Here is an 18054-nt window from a genome sequence, read left to right on the forward strand (position 1 = left end):
TTATGAAATCAGAACTTGCTGAACTGGATCAGAGGCGTCCCATGCTGGAAGATGAAGCACCCGACGCCGTGCCCGTGCCCCATGCGCTCGTCCCGCATCTCAACGAGACTGCGATCCTGCTCGACATCGACGGCACGCTGCTCGATTTGATGCCGACGCCGCGCGAGGTGTGGGTGCCGCCTGGCTTGTCGGAGACGCTCAACCGGCTGACCGAGCGCACTTCCGGTGCGCTGGCCATGGTCAGCGGCCGTTCACTCAACGACATTGACCTGATTTTCGCGCCGGATGTGTTCCGCGCCGTCGCCGGACACGGCGCGGAGATGCGCCTGTCGGTGGACAATGAAGCCGACGACGTGCACGCGCCGCCGATGGACAAGGAGCTGAAGCGGCGGCTGGCTGCGATCGCAAAGCTCAGCCCCGGCATTCTGCTCGAGGACAAGGGCTATTCGCTGGCGCTGCATTACCGCCTTGCGCCGCATGCCGAGAAGGCGATCTACGAAGCTGTCTCGCTGATCCGAGCCGATCTGCCGAATGCGCCGATCGAGGTGCTGCCCGGCAAGTTCGTTTGCGAGATCAAGCATTCCGGTTTCACCAAGGCGACCGGCGTGCGCGAGCTGATGAAGCACGAGCCATTCAAAGGACGCCGTCCGATCTTCATCGGCGACGACGTCACCGATGAAACAGTGTTCGCGATCATGCCCGACATGAACGGGCTCTCCTTCTCGGTCGGCCGCCGCGCCATCGGCGTCAACGGTCACTTCGACGCGCCGAACGATGTGCGTGCGTTCCTTGCGCGCCTGCTCGACGATACAAGGTTGGAATAAGGCGAGCGTCATCGCAGAGCCACATTGTCGCGCGCGCTGTTCCATTGCGCACATGGCTCGTGTTGCGTGAATTTCACGCCAAGACTCTCATTTCCAAGTGGAAACGCCGGGTTCCCTCGCAGGAAAACAGGTTCCAACGCGCGTGCCTGACTTTGGTTTCATTTCGTAGAAATGATGACAGGAACCATATTGATGAACAGCAGTTAAACGGGTGGAATGAACAGGAGGGGACGACCTGTGAACTTAGTCGTCGTTTCGAATCGAGTTGCGCGCGGTAAACCCAACGAGCCCATGACGGGCGGCCTCGCAGCGGCATTGCTTCCCGTCGTGGAGCATTCAGGTGCGATCTGGGTGGGTTCCTCCGGCCGCGTGCGCGACGGCCATCAGAAGGAACCGTTCGCCGAGATCGAGGCGCTGGGTTCCGGTGCGATTGCGACGCTGGACCTGCCGGCTGCGCATTACGGTGGCTATTACGAAGGTTTTGCCAATTCGGCGCTGTGGCCGGCGCTGCATTCGCGCAGCGACCTGATCCGCGTCTCGCGCGAAGATTATGTCAGCTATCGCGAGGTCAACGCGTTCATGGCGCGCGCCCTGATGCGCTTCCGCAAAACCAAAACTGCGTTCTGGGTGCAGGATTATCATTTCCTCGCGCTCGGCGCGGAGCTGCGCGATCTCGGCGTCGACGATCCCATCGGCTTCTTCCTGCACACGCCGTGGCCGGTTGCTGCAGTCATGCAGGGCGTGCCCAATCATCGTGAGCTGATCACCGCGATGCTGGCCTATGATCTGCTCGGTTTCCAGACCGACGAGGATTGCCAGAATTTCCTCGGCTATTCCGGTGGCGAGCTCGATCTCACCATCGAGGACGGCGTGGTGCTGTCGCAACATGGACGGACGCGCTGCGAAGTGTTTCCGATCGGCATCGACGCGGAGAAGTTTGCAGCCTATGCCGCGAAGTCGGCCTCGCATCCCGACGTGTCGCGGCTGCGTCGCAGTCTCAACGGCGAGCGGCTTGCGATCGGCGTCGACCGGCTCGATTATTCCAAGGGCCTCGTCAACCGCATCAGCGCGTTCGACCGGCTCTGGACCGATCAGCCGCAGTTTGCGCGCAGCATCTCGTTGCTGCAGATCGCCAACCCTTCACGCGGCGCGATCGAAGCCTATGGCAATCTTCAGAACGAAGTCGCCCGCCTCGTCACCGACGTCAACGGCCGGCATGGCGAGGTCGACTGGACGCCGATCCGCTATCTCAACAAGGGTTTCAGCCAGGCCGTGCTGGCGGGCCTCTATCGCACCGCGCAGATCGGCGTCGTGACGCCGCTTCATGACGGCATGAACCTCGTCGCCAAGGAATATATCGCCGCGCAAAACCCGGCCGATCCCGGCGTGCTCGTGCTGTCGAAGTTCGCCGGTGCGGCCAACGAGCTCGAGACCGCGCTGCTGGTCAACCCGCATGACATCGACGGCATGGCCCGCGCCATCGCGGTCGCCGCCGCGATGCCACTCACCGAGCGCAAGATGCGCTGGGAGGCGATGATGAAGACGCTGCGCGGCCACACCATCCAGCAATGGTCGTCGGATTTCGTCGCCGAGCTCGAGAGTTGCCGCCCCGAGAAAGTCGCGGCCGCCCCGCTCGCGGCGCAGCCGCCGCAGGCGCTGCGCTGGCTGAAGTCCGCGATCTCAGGTGTGCGGTTGATCTAGTTCTCTTTCCCTCTCTCCGCTTCCACGGGGAGAGGGAAAGCCTCAATAGCAATACGACACGCCATCCAGAATCGCGCATTGCCGCTTGTTCGGCGCGTTCGGGTCGTCCATTGGCACCATGCCCTTGCCCTGGCCGACGAATACGCCGGGCCCGACATGCACCGAGCTCTTGTTGCCGATGATCACGCTCTGGTGCGGGGTCGAGCTGGAGCGGGTCCCGTCCGGCCAGAGGATGGCGTCGCCCGAAAGCACCCCGCGCCGCCCGTCGTCGCAGGTCACATCGACGCCCTGCCGGGTGCAGGCCTGTGCGTTGGCCGGCGCGGTAAAGGCGGCGCCAAGGGCCAAAATCAGGCTCAGCGCGGCGATGGTTTTGCAGATGGTCATGGCGTCCCCGGTCGTGTTTGGCGTCCTCAGGTGAATCGTCGCGCCAAACCCGCGACGGGTTCAGCCTCAGGCGGGTTCCGGGCGGTCTCATGTCGCGAGATATTCCTAAGCAAATACAATATGTTGCGGAAAATTCACCCGATTTACCCGCGATCCCTTGCAAAATCACCGGCGCCCCTTCAAGAGAAGGCGCTCCGGAGAGATGGCCGAGTGGCTTAAGGCGCACGCTTGGAAAGCGTGTGTGCGGGAAACCGTACCGTGGGTTCGAATCCCACTCTCTCCGCCATCTGGCCGGCGACCCCACAACCTTCCTAGTCCGGTACGCGCGCACCCTAGTCCTCTCGCAGGAATTCCAGCACGGCTTCGAGAAAGGAAGCCTGCCGCTCGATATTGAGCATATGGACGCCGGGCAGCAGGACAAGTTGCGATTCCGGAATGGCGCTGGCGATCGCCTCGCTGTGGCTTGCCAGGGTGACGGTGTCGTCGATGCCTCCGATCACCAGTGTCGGTGCCCTGATCAGCGTGTTGGTGCGCCGGAGATCGGCGTCGCGTACGACGGCGAAGCATCCGGCAAGCCCGTCGGGCGCTGTCGCGAGGATCATGTTGCGAAAGGCATCGACCGTCGCCGATTCATCTCGGATCATCTGTGGCGGAAACCAGTTGCCGATGAACATGTCGGCCATGGCCGCCATGTTCCGTTCGCGAAGGACGCGCTTGATGAGGTCATCCCACTGCGGAGACGGGCCGAGATAGGGTGACGTATTCGAAAGAATGAGCCGGTCGATCCGCTTGGGCGCGCGAAAACCCAGCCATTGGCCAACAAAACCGCCGAGCGAGAGGCCGCAGAAATGCGCACGCGCGATCCCGAGCGCATCCATCAGCTCGATGACGTCGCGTCCGAGGCGGTCGAGCGAATAGGGGCCTTGGGGAGCATCCGAGCTGCCATGCCCCCGTGTGTCGTATCGCAGCACGCGAAAGGACTTCGAGAGCTCTGCGATCTGCCGGTCCCACATGCGGTGGTCGGTTGCGATCGAGTTCGAGAGGATCAGCACCGGGTTGTCGCCTCGGCTATCGAATTGGTAGGCGATCCGGCAGCCGTCTCCGGCAGTGACGTGGCTGATGTCGCTCATTCAGTATCTCCGTGCGCGAGTGTTCAACCGATCTAGCGCTCGCGCCGGAGGCGGAGAATTACTATGTTTGACCAATGTCTGTCGAAGAAACGAACAATCCGGCTTCATTCAAGTTGCACGACCTGCGCTGCTTCGATGCGGTGGCACGTCTGGGAAGTTTTCAGGCCGCGGCGAATGCACTTCATCGGACGCACCCGTCGGTCTTCGCGGCCGTGACGCGGCTGGAGCAACGCCTTGGCCTGACGCTGCTCGATCGGAGTGGCTATCGCGTCGAGCTGACCGAGGTCGGGCGGATGTTTCATGCCCGCGCTGCGACATCGTTGCGCGACATCGATAATCTCGATGGTTACGCGCGGCAGCTGGCGACTGGCGAAGAGCCGGTGCTGCGGGTCGTCCTCGGCGATCTATGCGACCGGCCTGCGGTCCTCGGTACGCTCTCGGCGTTCTTCGCGGGGAGGCCGCGCACGCGCTTGCACCTCGATTATGAAGCAGTGAGCGGACCCTTCGAGCGACTGGCTGATGGCTCCGCGGATTTGATTTTCCACCGCGTCGACGACTCGCGCTACGATCTGGAGCAGATCAGGTTTCGCGAGATCCGGCTGCTGCCGGTCGCCGCGCCGGGCTTCCTGGCCGCCGAGGCAGGCGCCGAAATAACACCTCGGCAATTGCAGCTCGTTACGCAGTGCGTGATCCGTGACACGGCACGCGACACCACTCCCGAGGATCACTTTCTGATCGACGGCGCGCCGCACTGCTCCGTGCCCGACCACACGATGAAGAGGGAGTTGATTCTGCATCGGATGGCTTGGGGCCATCTGCCGGAATTCATGGTCGAGAACGAACTTCGCACGGGCAAACTGATCAACATGCAGGGGCGCTATATCCCCGGGCGCACCGAAACTCTGGCGGCAATGCGGCGTATCGATCGGCCTCATGGACCGGTTGCCGAAGAGTTGTGGGGATGCCTCAAAGACAGCCTTCCGAAATTGTAGCTCTTCCGCCGGCACAAGGTCGCCGGATTAGATATCGGGACCGATGTGGACGAGGGTGAGGCGGCCGCGCCAACGCGGCCCCTGACCATCGTCAGATCAGCCCTACACGATCACAAAGTTCGATGCGTGCAATTGGCTGATGGCGGTGTCGACGAAATCGACAGACCCCGCGTTGGGGGCGCTGCCCAGGGCAAGCAGGGTCCCGCCGTGTCCATCGCTCTTCAGCGCGCTCATGATGTCGGCGACGGAGTGGTAATTGCCGACGCCGTTTGCAAGATCGATGACGCCGAGCGGGTCGTTGCCAAATCCGGAAATCGTGTCGATCTGATTGCTGGAGTTGATGAAGACGGTCAGGCCCGAGCTCTGATCGCTGATGTTGACATGGGCCGCGCCATTGATGATCGCCTGATTGCCGAACCCGACAAAGTTGAACTGGTCTGATCCGCCATTGGCCGTCACGACGTCCAGGCCAATCTGGTTTGTCACGGTTGCCGTGGATCCGTTGAGCACCACGTGATTGCCGACCCCACCGAGTGTGATTGCGTCGTGGCCCGCGCCGGCAACGACGCTGTCTGCTCCGTTGCCGGCCATGATCGTGTTTGTTCCCGAACCGACGGTGATCTGGTTGACCATGCCGTCGAGCTTCACGGTGTTGTTGCCATCGCCGAGCGTGACGCTGTTGGCGCCGCCTCCGCCCGTGACGAGATCGTTGCCATTTCCGAGGATGACGGTGTTGCCAAATCCGGACAGCGTCACCTGGTTGTCGCCGTTGCCGGCCTTTATCGTGCTCGCTCCGTCACCCGGATGGACGACATTGTTGCCGTTGCCCAGCGTGATGAAGTTTCCGAATCCGCCTGCGTCGATGGTGTCGTTGCCATTGCCGAGCGTCATCATGGTGGCGCCCGTCGAGCCCTTCACCGAGATATTGCCGTCGCCACCGGTGACGAGGTTGCCGAATCCCTCCAGATAGACGGTGCTGTCGCCGCTCGACACGTCAACCGTCCCGTAGAGTCCGGCGTAGATCGTGTCGTTCCCGCCATTGCTGTGGATGACATTGAACATGCCATAGGCATGGATGATGTCGTTGCCCGTCGTACCCTGAATGGTGGCATAGCCGGATGTCGGGCCGTCGATGATCGTGGGACCGGCCTGATGCGTGTCGATGATGGTCGTGTGGGCGTCGCTGACGGTCAGGCCCACGCTGTTTGTGTCGCTCAGGGTGAACGTCGTCGTTGCGCTGCCGTCGCCATGCGGCGAGGCCACAAAGCTGAGGCCGTGCAACTCGGCGGTCAGCTTGTCGGCGCTGGTCGCTGCAAGTTCGTAGATCCCGTTTCCAAGCGAGATCAATCCTGTCCCCGACAGGATGCCGGCCGCGCCCGCGAGCGTGATGATGAGGCCGTCCGTTGCTCCGGCGTTGGGATCCGTGATGCTGACGGTCGCGAATGGATTGATCGCAGCTTCGTTGCTGGTCGTTTGCCCCGATACGGCACCCGCGATGGTGGGCAGGGCCGCGGCTGTCAGCAGAATGCCGCCGTTGCTGTCCTTCGTGATGCCGAACTGCGCGACCGAGGTATTCGCCAATGTGAAGGTCTCGCTGGCCGTACCGTTGCTGACCGTGAGCTTCGAGCCGGACACAGTCGCCGTTGCGCCGGCGGCATAGGACAGCCCGGACAGGTCGATCTGATCGCCGAGCGAGATGCCCTTGATCTGGCTTGCAAAGGTCGATGCGCCCGAAACCAGCTTCTGCTCGATCTTCAGTGTGCCCTGGCCGGAAAAACTGATCGCGTCGTCGGACACCGCGCCCGCCTTGAGATCAAGCACGCCGCCGGCGATCGTGGTCGCGCCGACAATGCCGCCCGCTTCGGCGAGTTCTGTGGCGCCGAGATGAATCGTCGATGCGTTCGCGGTGCCCTGATCGAGCACATCAAGCGTGCCGCCGTTCAGAGTGGTGGAGGTGAGGATGCCGCTGTTGGAGACGGAGAGGCTTCCTGAATTCAGGATTGTTCCGCTCGCCGCGCTGGCGTCGATCGCAGGTGCGCTTGGGTCATTCGTGGGGTCCGCAATGGATCCCGAAACCGTCATCACGCCACCGTTGATGGTGGCGTTCTTGGCGATCGCTCCCCCGGACAGGTGCAATTGGGCGCCGCTGCCGACAACGGCCGAATCGACTTCGCTTCTGATGACGATGCCGTACGGGCCTCCCGGAGGATAATAGACCGTCTCTCCCGAAGCATTGACGACACCGCCCGAGTTGACGACGGTGCCGCTGGCAAAGCCACCATTGGTGAGATTCTGGACACCGCCGGCATTGACGGTGGTTGACGTCACGTAGCCGGTGTCGACGTCCTGCTCGCCGCCATTATTGACGGTGGTGTGATCCGCCCGTCCTGGACCCGGCGCATCATGCATATACAGGCCGGCGACATGCTGAATGCCGCCCATGTTGATGGTGGTATAGCTCGCAGCGGACGCAAGCCCGACATCCTGTTCGCCGCCATCGATAATCGTGTGGCTGGCGGTGGCTTCCAAATCGTAATTGCCCAGGACCTGCTTGCCACCCGCCAATATCGTCGTGTTCGTGGCTGCGCCGAACACCTTGAACAATGTGCCGTTCGATACGGTGAAGCCATCTTCCGTGTAGCCATAGTCGGCAATAAGCGTTGCGCCACTCTGGACAGTGGTATTGGACAGCGTCGCGCCGGCCTCGAGGATGAGCGTTGCTCCTGCGGAGACGATGCTGTTCTCGAGGACGCCGCCGTCCAGAACCTGCAGCGTCACGCTCTTCGCAACGGTAAATCCGTTTTCAACCGTACCGTCGCCGATCCCGAGAGCGCTGCCGGCGTTGAAGACTGTCCCCGAAAAGCTGGCATTACCAAGGACGATGAGAACGCCGTATTGATTGACGGTCGTGTTGGTCGCCGTCGCGCCGGCCGACAGTTGCATCGTTGCGTTGCTGATTGTCGTGCCGGTCGCCGTGCCACCTGCAGCCACATTCAGCGTGCCGTAGTTCTGGACGATTGTCCCGGACACCAGCGCGCCGTTCGATACCGTCAAGGTTCCAAAACCTTCGACGGTGGTGCCGGTCGCCATGCTGGCGTCGACGGCCGGCTGGCCGGGGAAGCCCGCGAACGGATCGGGTATCGATCCCGAGACCGTCATGGCGCCGCCATTGACGGTCGCATTCACCGACGTCCCGCCGCCGGTGACGTCGAATTCACCCCCGTAGTTGATGGTGGCGCCGGTCGCCACGCTTTGGATGACCGGCGGCGGATACACGGGTGCCGTCTCTACGGTTTCGCCGGAAACGTTGAGTCTACCGCCGGAATTGACGATGGTGCCGCTGGCGCTGCCGCCATTCGTCACATTCTGGACGCCGCCGGAATTGACCGTCGTCGCCGTTGCGGTGCCCGTATCGATGTCCTGCTCGCCGCCGCTATTGATCGTGGTGTGATCAACGGCGCCGGGGGTTGGGCCTTCATGGACGAATTCGCCGGTGACACGCTGGATGCCACCTGAGTTGATGGTCGTATAACTGGCGACGCCATCCAGGATGACGTCCTGCTCTCCACCATTGATGACAGTGTGGGTCGCCGTGCTTGTCGAGGAAGATCCACCGACCGTCTGCAAGCCGCCAGTTTCGATCGTCGTGCTGTCGACGGAAACGCCCCCGGTGACATCCATCGTGTCGCCATTGTGGATGGTAACGCCACTGGCGGGAGGAACAGCCGTCATTTCAATGCTCCACGATTCGCGTTTGGAAAATCAAACTAAGCAAAATCGTGTGACGGCATTTCAACTTGAGGGTGCACGGGCTCGGAGTGTCTGTCAAGCTTCCGAAAGAAATCCCACGTATGCGAGAGTCGCGAAGCTAGCTGTCGCATTCATGTCATCGCACAGGCCGCTTCGCGTGCGACAATTTCTGGAGTTTCGCGTTGTGACGCAAATGTAGGCAGTGCGATTGACTGATACGCTCTTCGCCATTCGCCTCATTACACCAACTTCCACTTCCCATCCTGCGCACGTTTGAGCGCCGGGTCACTCACCCGCACGTGCTCCGCCAAAAAATCGATGAAGGCGCGCACGCGGGCGGGCAGAGGAGCGGCGTGGCCGACATAGACCGCGTGAATATCTTCGCGGTCGCCGGGATTGTAGCTTTGCAGCACCGGCACAAGGCGGCCGGCTTCGATGTCGGGGCCGATGTGGAAGAGGGCGAGGCGCGCGAGTCCGACGCCGCCGAGCGCCAGGCGGCGGGCGATCTCGCCGTCGCTGGCGCGCGCGGCGGGAGACGGCACGGCTTCCTCGGTGCGGTCGCCGCGCCTGAACGGCCAGCCGCCGCGGATGCGCGGAAAGGTCCAGCCGATGCCGCGGTGCTCGGCGAGATCCGACGGCGTCTTCGGTGTGCCCGCGCGTGCCAGATAATCCGGCGCGCCGACGACCACCATGCGGCTGGTGCCGAGCTTGCGCGCAATCAGGCGTGAAGTCTTCAGCGGACCGACGCGGATAGCGACATCGGCACGCTCCTGCATCAGATCGATCAGCGTGTCGGTCAGCACGAGATCGAGCGTGACCTCGGGATGCTCCGCAAGGAAGCGGGGGATCAGCGGCATCAGATGCAGCATGCCGAAGGGAATGTTGCTGTTGACCGTGAGGCGGCCGCGTGGCGCGGCGCCGGAGGCGGCCTCGCGCTCGGCTTCCTCCATCTCGCCGAGGATGCGCAACGAGCGCTGATAGAAGGCCTGGCCTTCCTCCGTCAGCGTCAGCTTGCGCGTGGTGCGGTTGATCAGCCGCGAGCCCAGCCGCGTCTCCAACCGCGAGATCAGCTTGCTGACGCCTGACGGCGTCAGGCGCAGCTTCCGGGCGGCCTGGGTGAAGCCGCCGAGGTCGACGACACGGACGAAAACCTCCATCTCGGCGGAGCGGTTGGTGTCGAAACGAGCCATGTTGAATTCACGTCACAAATGATTGGATTGTGGACATTCTAATGGTTTTGCCGCGGCGCGGCTATCTGCGTGGCTCGTCTTCATCCATTGGAGCTACGCATGCCTCCCGCCGTCCTCGCGCTCACCGCCGGTGCCTTCGGCATCGGCACCACCGAATTCATCATCATGGGCCTGCTGCTTCAGGTCGCTGCCGACATGCATGTCTCCGTGCCAGTCGCGGGCCTGCTGATCTCCGGCTATGCGCTCGGCGTGTTCGTCGGCGCGCCGGTGCTGACGCTCGCCACCCGCCGGCTGCCGCGAAAGACCGTGCTGCTGGCGCTGATGGCGATCTTCACGCTCGGCAATGCTGCCTGTGCGCTCGCGCCTAACTATGAATTGCTGATGGCCGCGCGGGTGCTGACCTCGCTGGCCCACGGCACCTTTTTCGGTGTCGGCTCGGTGGTGGCGACCGGCCTCGTTGCCGAGGACAAGCGGGCGTCCGCCATTGCCACGATGTTCATCGGCCTCACGGTCGCGACCCTGTTGGGGGTGCCCTTCGGTGCCTGGTTCGGCCTGATGCTCGGCTGGCGCGCGGCGTTCTGGGCGGTGACGGCGATTGGCGTGATCGCCTTTGCGGTGGTTGCGGCGCTGGTGCCCGGCCATGTCGGCAACGGCGACAAGCCGATCTCGCTGGCCGAAGAGATTGCCGTGCTCGGACGCGGACAGGTGCTGCTCGGCCTGGCCATGACCGTGTTCGGCTTTGCCGGCCTGTTCGTCGTCTTCACTTACATCCAGCCGATCCTGACGCGTTTCACCGGCTTTTCGGATGCCGCCGTGTCCCCGATCCTGCTGGTGTTCGGCGTCGGGCTTGCGGTCGGCAATGTTGTCGGCGGCAAGCTCGCCGATCGTGGGCTCGTGCGTGCACTGATCGGCACGCTCGCCGCGCTCGCGATCGTGTTGCTCGGTCTCTCCGCCGTACTGTCGGTCAAGATCCCCACCATTGCGCTGATCCTGCTGCTTGGTGTCGCGGCGTTTGCAACGGTCGCGCCGTTGCAGCTTCGCGTGCTGGAAGCGGCCGGCCCGAGTGGCCGCACGTTGGCTTCGAGCCTCAACATCGCCGCGTTCAATCTCGGCAATGCGCTCGGTGCCTGGGTCGGCGGCGTCGCCATCGATCGCGGGCTCGGCCTTTCCGCGCTGCCGCTGGTTGCGGCGGGCATCACCGCGATCGGACTCTTGCTGGCGCTGTGGAGCCTTCAACTCGATCGCAGGCAGGTCGCCGTTGCGGCCTGCCCGGCGGAATAGGGGGAGATGCACATGCAATACCGCAATCTCGGCGCTTCCGGACTTAAAGTGCCCGTTCTCAGCTTCGGGACCGGCACCTTTGGCGGCCAGGGCCCGCTGTTCTCGGCCTGGGGCCGCAGTGGCACCGACGAGGCGCGCCGGCTGGTCGACATCTGCCTCGAGGCCGGCGTCAATCTGTTCGACAGCGCCGATGTCTATTCGAACGGCGCCTCCGAGGAGATTCTCGGCGTCGCGATCCAGGGCCGGCGCGACAAGGTGCTGGTCTCGACCAAGATGAGCCTGCCGATGGGCGATGGTCCGCTCGACGCCGGCTCGTCGCGGCATCGCCTGCTGGCCTCGGTCGAGGCGGCACTGCGGCGCCTCGGCACGGATTATATCGACCTGCTCCAGCTCCACGCGTTCGACGCCTTCACGCCGATCGAGGAGGTGCTGTCCACGCTCGATACGCTCGTGCGCGCCGGCAAGCTGCGCTATGTCGGCGTCTCCAACTTCGCCGGCTGGCAGTTGATGAAGTCGCTCGCCATCGCCGATCGTCACGGCTGGCCGCGCTATGTCGCGCATCAGGTCTATTACTCGCTGCTCGGCCGCGACTATGAGTGGGAGCTGATGCCGCTCGCAGCCGACCAGGGCATCGGCGCGCTGATCTGGAGCCCGCTCGGCTGGGGCCGGCTCACGGGCAAGATCCGTCGTGGCCAGCCGCTTCCGCAAGGTAGTCGGCTGCACGCCACCGCGCAGTTCGGTCCGCCCGTGGACGAGCAGCGGCTCTATGCCATCGTCGACGTGCTCGACGCGATTGCTGACGAGACGGATCGCACCGTGCCGCAGGTCGCCATCGCCTGGCTGTTGTCGCGCCCGACGGTATCGTCCGTGATCATCGGCGCGCGTGACGAGGCGCAGTTGCGCGACAATCTCGGTGCGGTCGGCTGGTCGCTGAGCGCGGATCAGCTCAAGCGCCTCGACGAGGTCAGCGTGGTGATGCCGCCCTATCCCTATTATCCCTATCGCGTCCAGGAGGGCTTTGCGCGGCTGAATCCGCCGCTTGCGTGAGTGCATCGATCCCTGACAATTCGTCGCATTGGCGGCTGCCGCCAATGCGCCATGCAGAAACGCCGCTGTACAGGTCTCAACGCGCTCCGTAACCTCCGCGCCGCAATTTCAGGAGATGCGACGTGGCGAAGAAGACGGCGACCAAGAAGAAAAGCAACTCAAAGAAAGCAGCGAAGACCTCGAACAAGAAGGCCACCGTCCGCAAGGGCGCTGTTGCGAAACCGGCCAAGAAGACCCTCAAGACAGCAGTCAAGAAGGCCGCCGCGCGCCGTCCCAAGGGGCCGGCCTGGCAATGGTCGGCCGTCGAGACCGCGGCGGCGATCCGCTCCGGCGCGATCTCGGCGGTGGAAACCGTCGAGGCGCATCTGGAGCGCATGCATGCGGTGAATCCCCGGCTGAACGCGGTCGTCGTCGATCTCGGCGAGGACGCGCTGAAGGCCGCGCATGCGGCCGACAAGCAGCGCGCCAAGGGCGCCGAGCTCGGCCTCCTGCACGGCGTGCCCGTCACCATCAAGGAGAATGTCGACTACGAAGGCCGGCCTAATTTCAACGGCGTTCCCGCCAACAAGAATCTGGTCGCGCCGTCGGATTCGCCCGTGGTGCGTAACCTGAAGAAGGCCGGCGCGATCGTCATCGGCCTCACCAACACGCCGGAATTCTCGTTCCGCGGCTTCACCGACAATCCGCTGCACGGATTGACGCTCAATCCCTGGGATCCGAACATCACCTGCGGCGGCTCCTCGGGCGGCGCGGGGTCGGCGGTCGCCGCCGGCATCGGCACCATCGCGCATGGCAACGACATCGGCGGCTCGCTGCGCTGGCCGGCGCATTGCAACGGCGTCGCCACCATCAAGCCGACGCAGGGGCGCATTCCCGCCTTCAACGCCAGCGCGACGGCCGAGCGGCCGATGCTGGCGCATCTGATGTCGGCGCAGGGGCCACTCGCCCGCCACGTCGGCGACGTCCGTCTCGCGCTGGAGGTGATGAGCCAGCGCGATCCGCGCGATCCCTGGTGGGTGCCGGCGCCGCTGACCGGGCCGAAGCCGAAGGGGCCGGTCAAGGTCGCGCTGGCCAAGATCCCGGACGACATGGCGGTCGATCCGGCGGTCAGCGCGGCGCTTCGCCAGGCCGCCGATCATTTGGAGCGCTCCGGCTATCGCGTCAGCGAAGTCGAGGTGCCCGATATCAACGGCGTCTGGCAGACCTGGTGCGACATCATCACCAACGAGACGGTGGTGATGCAGGAGGCCGGCATGCTGAAGGTCACGTCGGAAGATTTCCACAAGGCGTGGGGCGGCATGAAGACCAAGGCGAGCACGCTCGATCTCAAGGCCTGGATGCAGGCGACGGCCGCCCGCAACGGCCATATCCGTGCGTGGCAATTGTTCTTCGAGGAGTATCCGGTGGTGCTGGCGCCGACCACGGTGAAGCCGACGCCAGGGCCGCGCGACGACACCGTCAGCGCCGAACGCGTGCAAGAGATCTTCTGGGGCGAGATCCGCTTCATCTCTGCGATCAACGTGCTGGGGCTGCCCGGCGCCGTGGTGCCGGTGGCCGTGCACGACGGCAAGCCGATCGGCGTGCAGCTCATCGCGGGCCGCTATCGCGAGGATCTGGCGCTGGATGCTGCCGCCGCGATCGAGAAGCGCGCCGGCGTGCTGACCCACCGGCTCTGGGAGACGATGGCCTGAACTTGCTGTTGTCTCGCTGTCGGGGCTTCGCGCAATACGCGCGAAGCCCCGATGCGTCCGCCGAGATCAGTTGGTCAGATGGGAGGCCGCGATCGCCTTCTGGAACAGTGCATTCAGCGCCGTGGTGATGTTGGAATCGCTCGAGACTTCGTAGTAATAGCCGGTCGTCGCGCAGGCCTGCATCTTGGTCGCGATCGAGCTGCGGAACGGTGCGATGTAGGTGTTGTACCAGCTGTTGTTGGTGATCGCGAGGTAGGTGGTATAGAGCACCGCGATCTTGACGCCGCGCGCCTTGATGGTGTTGCAGATCGTCGTCGTCAGCGGCTCCTGGCATCGCCCCGACGAGGTGATCACGGTCTGACTGCAGCTCGACGGATAATAGTAGTCGGCGACGCCGTCGGAGACGAAGAACAGCCATTTCTGCGGCGAGGAGGACGAGCCGTCGCCCGGCGTCGGGATCGTGGTGTTCATCGACGTCATGGTGCCGTCGAAATCGGTGCACATGTCGTTGTTGTAGTTGGTGTAGGGGATCGTCATCAGGTCGACGCCGGCAACCGCCGTCTTGACCGAAGACATGCTCGAGGAGAGCGCCGAGATCGTCGTCAGGCCCAATGCGGCGCAATCGCTGCCCATGGTGTAGACCGCCATCCGGTACTGGTTGCTGACGAGCTGGCTCGCGGTGGCGGTGTCGGTGAGCGACTGCGTTGCGTCGCGCACCAGGTCGATCCGCATCTTGATGCCGAGCTTCTTGGCGATCGAATAGTAGCTGTTGGTTTGAAGCGTCTTCTTCGAGCTCGACGTATAGGTGTCGTGACAGGCGAAGGCGCAGCTGTCGGAGGTCGCGTTCTGCAAGGCCGTCATGTCGGCCGTGGTCGCGCCCAGTCCCTGCGATGGGGAATTGTCGAGCAGCACGTAGAAGTCGATGTAGGCCGGCAGCGAGGCTGCAGCGCTCGAGGACGCCGAGACTCCGAGGGTCTTGTAGCCGAACATCCCCATGAAATAGGTGGTCACTGTCGCGGTCGCCGTCCCCGACGCCGTTCGGGTGGTGACGCTGTCGGTCACGGTGATGTTCACGGAGGTCGAGGTCATGCTGAGCGCGGCCAGCTGTCCGGTGAAGGCGTTCTGCGCATCGCTCTGCGCGGTCGAGGCGCTCTTGGTGATCTCGGTCTTGGCGGTGGCGACCAGCACGGCGGTGTCGAGCGCGGACGTCAGCTTCGTTTTGGCCCGCGTGGCCATGGAATAATCGATGGCGGCGCCGATGAAGGACAGTATCGGCAGCAGCGAGAGCGCGAAGATGACGGCGATATTGCCACGGCGATCTGAAGCAAAGGACGAGAGCAGGCGATGAGCATTACGGGTAGCAAGGTACAAGCAAGCATATCCTTACGCGAACAACAGTGCGTGGACGCTAGCATTGTGGAACTTACGCAAGGGTTGACCCGGTTCCACAAACGCGTGTCGGGATATTGCTGATCGTGTCGCCGACCGAACGAAAACTCCGAAAAAAAGTAGCTGTTTCTGCGCGTCGAGTTCGACTGGTCCCGTAGTACTCCGGTGTGCGCGCTTGACGCACGTCGGCGTTTGCTCCCAACATGCACGGACACCGCGCCGTAGCAGCGCGCATCAACCTTCAGTAGGGAGGCGACATGCCGGAGCATCTTCCGATCATCCTGCATCACTTCGACGAGTCGCCATTCTCCGAGAAGATCCGCCTCATCTTCGGTCTGAAGAACATCGCCTGGACCTCGGTCCGCATCTCCAGGATCATGCCGCGTCCGGATCTGATGCCGCTCACCGGTGGTTACAGGCGTACGCCGGTGATGCAGATCGGCGCGGACATCTATTGCGACACCCAGCGCATCATCCGCGAGCTCGAGCACCGTTTTCCCGCGCCGACCCTGTCTTCTGATCGAGGCGAGGGGCTCGCCTGGGCCAGCGCGATGTGGACCGACAAGTCGTTCTTTCAGAATACGGTGAACCTGGTGTTCGGTTCGCTCGCCGACAAGGTGCCGCAGAGCTTCATCGAGGATCGCGAGAAGCTGCGCGGTGCGAAGTTCGACATTGCGGCGATGACGGCGGCGATCCCGCAGATGCGCGACCAGTACCGCGCTCACGTCGGCTGGATCGAGACGCAGCTTGCCGGAGGTCACCCGTGGCTCGGCGGCGCCGCGGCTGACCTCGTCGACATCAATGCTTACATGAATGTCTGGTACGTCCGCTCCAACCTGGCGGTCGCCGATCAGCTGTTGGCTGAATTTCCCTAGGTGCGCGCCTGGGAAGAGCGCATCCGCGCGATCGGTCATGGCACGCGAACCGAGATGTCGACCGCAGAGGCGCTCAGGATCGGTCGGGCAGCGACGCCGCAGACAGGAGAGGCCAACGACCCGCACGATCCGAACGGCCGCAAGGTCGGTGATCTCGTCGACGTCAGGCCCGACGATTACGGCAGGATCGCCGTGCGCGGACGGATCGTTTCGCTGTCAGCCCAGAGCATCGCCATCCGCCGCCACGACGATATCGCGGGCGACATCGTCGTCCATTTTCCGCGCGCGGGGTTTGGGGTGACGCCGGCGGAGTAGTTAATCCAAGTTGACTCAAATTTTAGCCAATTCACCAACAACCATTAGGGTTACTTCCTCGATCTCTAAGCGAATTATTGTCCGCTTTACCACCCGCCTCTAACAGAGGGACGGCGGACAACGCACATGCCTCATACAGGCCAATAAGTGCGGCCCGCGTCCCACGCGGAGGTGGTACGATGCGCAACGAGACGATTGCTATTCACGCCGGCTACGAGCCCGAGGCCACCACGCACGCGGTTGCCGTGCCGATCTACCAGACCGCGGCCTACGCTTTCGACAGCGCCGACCACGGCGCGGCCCTCTTCAATCTCGAAGCTGAAGGTTTCCGCTACAGCCGCATCGCCAATCCGACCAGCGCCGTGCTGGAGAAGCGCATCGCCCAGCTCGAAGGCGGCGTCGGCGCGCTCGCGGTTGCGACCGGCCAGGCTGCGCTGCATTTCGCCTTCGTCAACGTCGCCGACCACGGCGGCAATATCGTGTCCGTGCCGCAGCTCTACGGCACCACCCATACGCTGCTCTCGCACATTCTGCCGCGACAGGGCATCACCGGCCGCTTCGCCGAGAGCGACAAGCCGGACGCGATCGCGAAGCTGATCGACGAGAACACCCGCGCGGTGTTCGCCGAGACGATCGGCAACCCCGCCGGCAATGTCTGCGACATCGAGGCCCTGGCGAAAATCGCGCATGCCCATGGCGTGCCGCTGATCGTCGACAACACCGTCGCCACGCCCATCCTGCTTAAGCCGTTCGATTACGGCGCCGATATCGCCGTGCATTCGCTGACCAAGTTTCTGGGCGGCCACGGCACCACGCTCGGCGGCGCCATCGTCGATTCCGGAAATTTCCCCTGGGCCAAGCACGCCGACCGCTTCCCGGCCTACAACAAGCCGGACGCCTCCTATCACGGCCTCGTCTATGCCGAGCGCTTCGGCAAGACCGCCTATATCGAGCGCGCGCGCAGCGTCTATCAGCGTACCATGGGTTCGGTGCTGTCGCCGTTCAACGCCTTCCTGCTGCTCCAGGGCATCGAGACGGTGGCGCTGCGCATGGAGCGCCATTGCGAGAACGCCCGCAAGGTCGCCGAATTCCTGCGCAACGATCCGCGCGTCGCCTGGGTCAACTACACCGGCTTCCCGGACAGCCCCTATTATCCGCTGGTCCAGAAGTATCTCGACGGCAACGCCTCCTCGCTGTTCACCTTCGGCATCAAGGGCGGCATGGAGGCCGGCAAGACGTTCTATGATGCGCTGAAGCTGATCACGCGCCTTGTCAATATCGGCGATGCCAAGTCGCTGGCCTGCCATCCGGCTTCGACCACGCACCGGCAAATGTCGCCGGAGCAGCAGCGCTCGGCCGGCGTGCTACCGGAAACGATCCGCCTCTCGATCGGCATCGAGCATGCCGCCGATATCATAGAGGATATCGACCAGGCGCTGGAAAAGGCCTGCCCGGCTGCGCATCTTCAGGCCGCGGAGTAGGCAA

At 63.6% G+C, this 18054-nt stretch carries 14 protein-coding genes and 1 tRNA gene; 10 read left to right on the forward strand and 5 right to left on the reverse strand.

Translation table 11 applies throughout. The features are described 5' to 3' along the window. Positions 1-2: 2 nt before the first annotated feature. On the forward strand, positions 3-824 hold the full coding sequence (gene otsB, locus NLM31_RS02670) for a trehalose-phosphatase (protein WP_254191374.1): 822 nt from the start codon (positions 3-5) through the stop codon (positions 822-824). A 237-nt stretch (positions 825-1061) separates the two neighbouring features. Further along, positions 1062-2525: a trehalose-6-phosphate synthase gene (locus tag NLM31_RS02675; protein ID WP_254191375.1), complete on the forward strand. Its 1464-nt coding sequence runs from the start codon at positions 1062-1064 to the stop codon at positions 2523-2525. A 42-nt stretch (positions 2526-2567) separates the two neighbouring features. Here the strand turns inward: NLM31_RS02675 and NLM31_RS02680 are convergent, their stop codons facing one another. Continuing rightward, positions 2568-2909, reverse strand: a complete 342-nt coding sequence (locus tag NLM31_RS02680; protein WP_254127782.1) for a hypothetical protein — start codon at positions 2907-2909, stop codon at positions 2568-2570. A 196-nt stretch (positions 2910-3105) separates the two neighbouring features. Between NLM31_RS02680 and NLM31_RS02685 the strand changes: the two genes are divergently transcribed. Beyond that, positions 3106-3195 (forward strand) — tRNA-Ser (locus tag NLM31_RS02685). Between the two features lie 46 nt (positions 3196-3241). On the opposite strand, the gene NLM31_RS02690 is transcribed toward NLM31_RS02685, so the two are convergent. After that, positions 3242-4039, reverse strand: coding sequence for an alpha/beta fold hydrolase (locus NLM31_RS02690; protein ID WP_254127783.1), 798 nt, complete (start codon positions 4037-4039; stop codon positions 3242-3244). 74 nt (positions 4040-4113) lie between these two features. Between NLM31_RS02690 and NLM31_RS02695 the strand changes: the two genes are divergently transcribed. Continuing rightward, on the forward strand, positions 4114-5031 hold the full coding sequence (locus tag NLM31_RS02695) for a LysR family transcriptional regulator (RefSeq protein WP_254191376.1): 918 nt from the start codon (positions 4114-4116) through the stop codon (positions 5029-5031). A 102-nt stretch (positions 5032-5133) separates the two neighbouring features. Here NLM31_RS02695 and NLM31_RS02700 read toward each other — a convergent pair whose 3' ends face one another. Next, the gene (locus NLM31_RS02700; protein ID WP_254191377.1) at positions 5134-8763 is read right to left on the reverse strand and encodes a hypothetical protein; all 3630 of its coding nucleotides are present in this window, start codon (positions 8761-8763) and stop codon (positions 5134-5136) included. Between the two features lie 257 nt (positions 8764-9020). Next, positions 9021-9971, reverse strand: coding sequence for a LysR family transcriptional regulator (locus tag NLM31_RS02705; RefSeq protein ID WP_254127786.1), 951 nt, complete (start codon positions 9969-9971; stop codon positions 9021-9023). Positions 9972-10070: 99 nt separating this feature from the next. Here NLM31_RS02705 and NLM31_RS02710 point away from each other — a divergent pair, with 99 nt between their 5' ends. The 3 genes from NLM31_RS02710 (at position 10071) to NLM31_RS02720 (ending at position 13990) form a co-directional block, all read left to right on the forward strand. Then, positions 10071-11252, forward strand: a complete 1182-nt coding sequence (locus tag NLM31_RS02710) for an MFS transporter (protein WP_254127787.1) — start codon at positions 10071-10073, stop codon at positions 11250-11252. Positions 11253-11264: 12 nt separating this feature from the next. Next, positions 11265-12299, forward strand: a complete 1035-nt coding sequence (locus NLM31_RS02715) for an aldo/keto reductase (protein WP_254127788.1) — start codon at positions 11265-11267, stop codon at positions 12297-12299. Between the two features lie 122 nt (positions 12300-12421). After that, positions 12422-13990, forward strand: coding sequence for an amidase family protein (locus tag NLM31_RS02720; protein WP_254127789.1), 1569 nt, complete (start codon positions 12422-12424; stop codon positions 13988-13990). Between the two features lie 66 nt (positions 13991-14056). Here the strand turns inward: NLM31_RS02720 and NLM31_RS02725 are convergent, their stop codons facing one another. Continuing rightward, positions 14057-15361 carry a TadE/TadG family type IV pilus assembly protein gene (locus NLM31_RS02725; protein ID WP_254127790.1) on the reverse strand — a complete coding sequence of 435 codons (1305 nt, stop codon included), beginning with the start codon at positions 15359-15361 and terminating at the stop codon, positions 14057-14059. 275 nt (positions 15362-15636) lie between these two features. On the opposite strand from NLM31_RS02725, the gene NLM31_RS02730 reads away from it, so the two are divergent. The 3 genes from NLM31_RS02730 to NLM31_RS02740 all read left to right on the forward strand — a co-directional run bounded on the left by NLM31_RS02730 (position 15637) and on the right by NLM31_RS02740 (position 18050). Beyond that, positions 15637-16254: a glutathione S-transferase family protein gene (locus NLM31_RS02730; protein ID WP_254191378.1), complete on the forward strand. Its 618-nt coding sequence runs from the start codon at positions 15637-15639 to the stop codon at positions 16252-16254. Beyond that, a complete protein-coding gene (locus NLM31_RS02735; protein ID WP_254191379.1) occupies positions 16255-16569 on the forward strand; it encodes a hypothetical protein in 315 nt (104 codons plus the stop codon). Between the two features lie 179 nt (positions 16570-16748). Beyond that, positions 16749-18050, forward strand: coding sequence for an O-acetylhomoserine aminocarboxypropyltransferase/cysteine synthase family protein (locus NLM31_RS02740; protein ID WP_254127792.1), 1302 nt, complete (start codon positions 16749-16751; stop codon positions 18048-18050). Positions 18051-18054 lie beyond the last annotated feature (4 nt).

It is taken from the genome of Bradyrhizobium sp. CCGUVB4N (genome assembly GCF_024199945.1).
Lineage (GTDB): Bacteria > Pseudomonadota > Alphaproteobacteria > Rhizobiales > Xanthobacteraceae > Bradyrhizobium.

Excerpts from the sequence above, each read along its gene's own strand:
- otsB (WP_254191374.1), top strand. The coding sequence starts at position 3 with ATGAAATCAGAACTTGCTGAACTGGATCAGAGGCGTCCCATGCTGGAA.
- NLM31_RS02680 (WP_254127782.1), bottom strand. The coding sequence starts at position 2,909 with ATGACCATCTGCAAAACCATCGCCGCGCTGAGCCTGATTTTGGCCCTT.
- NLM31_RS02690 (WP_254127783.1), bottom strand. The coding sequence starts at position 4,039 with ATGAGCGACATCAGCCACGTCACTGCCGGAGACGGCTGCCGGATCGCC.
- NLM31_RS02695 (WP_254191376.1), top strand. The coding sequence starts at position 4,114 with ATGTCTGTCGAAGAAACGAACAATCCGGCTTCATTCAAGTTGCACGAC.
- NLM31_RS02700 (WP_254191377.1), bottom strand. The coding sequence starts at position 8,763 with ATGACGGCTGTTCCTCCCGCCAGTGGCGTTACCATCCACAATGGCGAC.
- NLM31_RS02705 (WP_254127786.1), bottom strand. The coding sequence starts at position 9,971 with ATGGCTCGTTTCGACACCAACCGCTCCGCCGAGATGGAGGTTTTCGTC.
- NLM31_RS02710 (WP_254127787.1), top strand. The coding sequence starts at position 10,071 with ATGCCTCCCGCCGTCCTCGCGCTCACCGCCGGTGCCTTCGGCATCGGC.
- NLM31_RS02715 (WP_254127788.1), top strand. The coding sequence starts at position 11,265 with ATGCAATACCGCAATCTCGGCGCTTCCGGACTTAAAGTGCCCGTTCTC.
- NLM31_RS02730 (WP_254191378.1), top strand. The coding sequence starts at position 15,637 with ATGCCGGAGCATCTTCCGATCATCCTGCATCACTTCGACGAGTCGCCA.
- NLM31_RS02740 (WP_254127792.1), top strand. The coding sequence starts at position 16,749 with ATGCGCAACGAGACGATTGCTATTCACGCCGGCTACGAGCCCGAGGCC.